Here is a 4,555-nt window from a genome sequence, read left to right on the forward strand (position 1 = left end):
GGAAGAGCGGTTCGCTCTCGATCCCCGGCGCCAGCGCCGTGAGCTATCCCGCCGTGCCGCAGCTGAGCGCCGAGAAGAAGGAGCTCCGGCTGGATGTGGACATGCTCGTGAACGGCATCAACAAGACCATCTTCGCCACGGCCGACGACGAGTTGCGCCCGGTGATGAACGGCATCTACATCAACCTCGCGCCCGGGGCGCTGACGTTCGTGGGAACCGATGCGCACAAACTCGTGAAATACGAGTCCGAAGCCGAAAACGAGGTCAGCGCATCGTTCATCCTGCCCAAGAAACCGGCCAACCTGCTCAAGTCGGTGCTCCTGAAGGAGGACGACGCCATCGAGGTGAGCTTCGACTCGAAGAACGCCATGTTCAAGCTCAAGAGCCACACGCTCGTATGCCGCCTGATCGAGGGCAACTACCCGAACTACAACGCCGTGATCCCGGCCAACAACCCCAACAAGGTGCTCGTCGACCGCATCGAGCTGGTGAACGGCATCAAGCGCGTGGCCGTCTGCTCGAACCCGACCACCAACCTGATCCGCATGGACATCGGCGACAACCGGATCAACCTCACGGCGCAGGACATCGACTTCTCGGTTTCGGCCAACGAGACCATCACGTGCAGCTACGACGGCGAGCCGATCTCGATCGGTTTCAAATCGACGTTCCTGGTCGAGATACTCTCGAACATGGACACCCCGACCGTGGTGGTCGAACTGGCCGACTCGACCCGCGCGGGCGTATTCAAACCCGTCTACGACGACAAGCAGACCAGCGCGACGCTCATGCTGCTCATGCCGATGATGATCAACGCATAACGCCCGACAGATGAAGTTAAACCTCAAGCGCCCGATCGTCTTCTTCGACCTCGAAACCACCGGCGTGGACACGGCCAAAGACCGCATCGTCGAGATCTCGATGGTCAAAGTGATGCCCGACGGCGAGCAGATCGTCAAGACCCGCAAGCTCAACCCCGGAATGCATATCCCGGCGGAAGCCACGGCCATCCACGGCATCACGGACGAAGACGTCAGGGATTGCCCGACCTTCGCGCAGGTCGCCAAATCGCTCGAACAGTTCATCCGCGGCTGCGACTTCGGCGGCTTCAACTCCAACCGCTTCGACCTGCCGGTGCTGGTCGAGGAGTTCCTGCGGGCGGGCGTCGACGTGGATTTCAAACGCCGCCGTTTCGTCGACGTGCAGAACATCTTCCACAAGAAGGAACAGCGCACGCTGGTGGCGGCCTATAAATTCTATTGCGACAAGGATCTGGAGGACGCCCATTCGGCAGAGGCCGATACGCTGGCGACCTACGAAGTGCTCATGGCGCAGCTGGAACGCTACCCCGACCTGGAGAACGACATCGACAAACTGGCCGAGTTCTCGACCCGCGGCGAGGCGGCTGACTACGCCGGGCGCATCCTTTTCAACGAAAAGGGCGAGGAGGTCTTCGGGTTCGGCAAGTACAAGGGGCGCCCCGTCGCCGAGGTCTTCCGCGCGGAGCCGAGCTACTACGCATGGATGATGAACGGGGACTTCCCGCTCTACACCAAGAAGGTCATCACGGAGATCCGTATGCGCGAAAAAACGAAATGACGATGAAGCGATTCTGTGCGACAGCCCTGCTGCTCCTGTGGAGCCTGTGCGCCCTTGCGGTGCAGAAATCCGGGACGATCGTGTATATCAACGGCTCGAAATTCTACGTCCACACGGTGCAGCCCGGCGAAACGCTCTACGGGCTTTCGAAGGCCTATGAGGTGGGGGAGAAGGTCATCCTGCAACACAACCCCGCGGCAGCGCAGGGGTTGCGCGCAGGGGAGAGCATCAAGATACCCTTCGTATCGGACGTCCCCCAGCCCAAGTCGGATCGCAAGCTGCGCAAGACTTTCGACATCCATACCGTGACGCAGGGCGAGACGCTCTACGGCATCTCGCGCAAATACGAGATCCCGATCCAGACCGTCATCGAGGACAATCCGAACCTCGACCCGGCGCACCTGCGCCTCGGGGAGCGCATCCTGATCCGCAAGAAGGAGATCGGCTCCGAAGACGAAGCCGGCACGAGGGAGCAGTGGGAGGCCTACCGCAATTCGCTCAACAGCGTAGCCGAGGAGGGTTTCGCCTACCACATCGTGAAACCGGGCGAAACCTTCTATTCGCTTTCGCGCCGCTTCGGTATCACCGAGGATCGGCTCGGGACACTCAACGGGGGGCTGAAACCCGCCGACCTGAAAGCCGGGGCGATCATCAAGGTGCCGGGCTCTGCGGAACAGCTCGCAGCCGCCGAAAACGGCCCGCAGGCCGACAGCCTGCAAGTGCAGGACTCACTCCCGGGGATCTTTGCCGGCAGCAGGCCGAAGCAGGTCGAATTCCGCGCCCTGCGCCGCAGCGCACCGCTCAAGGTGGCGCTGATGCTGCCGATGGCCGTCGGCAACGAGCCCAACGGCAACTACCTCGAATTCTACCAGGGCTTCCTGCTGGGGCTGGACAGCGTGCGGACGAAATACGGCCACTCGATAGCCCTCACGCTTTACAACACGGCCCGCAATGTGGATGCGATCCGCGAAATCGTCAAAAGCGACGCCTTCGCCGGCACCGGGCTGATCGTCGGCCCCGTATACGAGGAGGGGCTCCATCCCGTCATCCTCTATGCCGAGGAGCACGACGTCCCCGTCGTCTCGCCGCTGGCCAGCATCACGGGGATGAACAGCGACGCCCTGTTCCAGATGGCACCCGACCCGTCGCACAAATGGGACAAGGTCGCCGACCTGGTGAACGGAGACAAACAGGTGACGCTGATTTACAGCGACAGCACGGACAAGGACTTCGAATCCGAGATCCTCGCCCTGCTGGGCGACTCCGACTACCGGAAATACACCTATACTTATGTGCACCCGTCGAACCGCCCCGCCAACAACCCGGGCGACCTGACGCCGCTGCTGGATAACGGCGAGGACAATGTTTTCGTCGTCATGACCGACGACGAAGTCGAGGTCGAGCGCATCCTCGCGGCCATCGCCTCGGCCGATACGAGCATCACGGGCCGCGGACGCACGGCTCCGCGCTTCGTCGTGCTGGGCAACACCCGCTGGAACCGCTACGGCAACCTCGACCGCACGGTGTTCTTCAAAGACCGTGTCGTATTCATCTCCACCTACCACGCCAAGCGCGACTCGCAGGCGATCCTCGATTTCGACCGTGCCTATATCCGCGCCTTCGGCGCATTGCCTTCGCTCTACTCCTACCGCGGTTACGACGCCGCCCTGATCTTCTGCCCCGCGATGTACAACGACATCGAATACGACATGGAAGGACGCAGCTATACGCCGCTGCAAACCACCTATGTCTTCGGCCAGGGCGAGCAGCGCGACAACCACGTCAACCGCAACTGGACGCGGGTGAACTACAACAGCGACTTTACGATCACCATCGAATAAAGCGACCCCTATGGCAGCATTGACCAATACGATCCCCGAAAAAACCATCGAGCGGCTGAGCGAATACCGCCGTACGCTCCTAGCCAGCCACAAGCAGGGCATTACGCATATTTTCTCGCACGTATTGGCGGGCATCCACGGCATCACGGCCGTGCAGGTGCGCCGCGACCTGATGCTCATAGGCTTTTCGAGCGATACGAAAAAGGGATACGACGTACAGGTGCTCATCGAGTACATCAGCAAGATACTCGACAGCCCCTCGCAGATGAACATCGCCGTGCTGGGCATGGGACACCTGGGACAGGCCATCACCAAATATTTCAACGGCAAGGGGCTCAAGCTGAAGATCACGGCTGCCTTCGACGTCGATCCCGAGAAGGTCGGCAAGACCATCGACGGCATCCCGTGCTACCACATGGACACCTTCGAGAACATGGTCGTCAACCAGGACATCAGCATCGTCATCGTCTCTTCGCCGACGAAGGTCGCCCCGAGCCTCGTGGTGCCGATCATCAACGCCGGCATCAAGGGCGTGCTCAATTTCACCTCCACGCCGCTGAATTTCCCGCAGGGCATCGTCGTCGAGAACTACGACATCACCACGCTGCTCGAAAAGGTGGCCTATTTCGTCAAGGAAAACGAAGAAAGCAACAGCAGCAACGCATGATGCAACGCGAAGCAAAAAACGCAGCAGAGGGCGGAAAAACAGGCAGCCACGACATACACGGCGACCTTGCGGAACACCGTCCGGTTGCCGGGCGGCCGGACATGCGGGTTTTTTACGGGTTCGATGCACTTCCGCATTTCGTCCGTCCGACGGTGACCGTCGGATCGTACGACGGCGTGCACAGCGGGCACCTGGCCCTGCTGCGTACCGTTGCCGGGAGGGCTCGCGCACAGGGCGGCGAGAGCGTCGTACTCACGTTCGAACCCCATCCCCGCGTGACGCTCGGCCGGGCCGACGGCCTGCGGCTGCTGACCTCGCTCGAAGAGAAAATTTACCTGCTCGGACAGCAGGGCATCGACAACCTGATCGTCATCCCGTTCGACAAGGCATTCAGCGCCCTTGCGCCCGACACGTTCATCCGCGACTACCTCGTGGGGCGCATCGGCGC

Annotated in this window: 4 protein-coding genes and 1 pseudogene; all 5 read left to right on the plus strand. The window is 61.2% G+C overall.

The features are described from left to right. Positions 1-821, plus strand: an 821-nt coding sequence (dnaN, locus tag QVP03_RS09390; RefSeq protein ID WP_288210734.1) for a DNA polymerase III subunit beta, incomplete at its 5' end; no start/stop codon positions are given. Positions 822-831: 10 nt separating this feature from the next. After that, positions 832-1,599, plus strand: a complete 768-nt coding sequence (locus tag QVP03_RS09395) for a 3'-5' exonuclease (RefSeq protein WP_022333219.1) — start codon at positions 832-834, stop codon at positions 1,597-1,599. Continuing rightward, a complete protein-coding gene (locus tag QVP03_RS09400) occupies positions 1,596-3,440 on the plus strand; it encodes a PBP1 and LysM peptidoglycan-binding domain-containing protein (RefSeq protein ID WP_141405619.1) in 1,845 nt (614 codons plus the stop codon). The genes QVP03_RS09395 and QVP03_RS09400 overlap by 4 nt, the downstream gene beginning before the upstream one ends. A gap of 10 nt (positions 3,441-3,450) precedes the next feature. Next, the gene (locus QVP03_RS09405) at positions 3,451-4,107 is read left to right on the plus strand and encodes a redox-sensing transcriptional repressor Rex (protein WP_018695994.1); all 657 of its coding nucleotides are present in this window, start codon (positions 3,451-3,453) and stop codon (positions 4,105-4,107) included. Further along, positions 4,104-4,555, plus strand: a pseudogene (locus QVP03_RS09410) (FAD synthetase); the annotation flags it as partial. The gene QVP03_RS09405 and the pseudogene QVP03_RS09410, both read left to right, overlap by 4 nt.

The organism is Alistipes sp. CAG:29 (assembly GCF_000435435.1).
In the GTDB taxonomy this organism is placed as follows: domain Bacteria; phylum Bacteroidota; class Bacteroidia; order Bacteroidales; family Rikenellaceae; genus Alistipes; species Alistipes onderdonkii.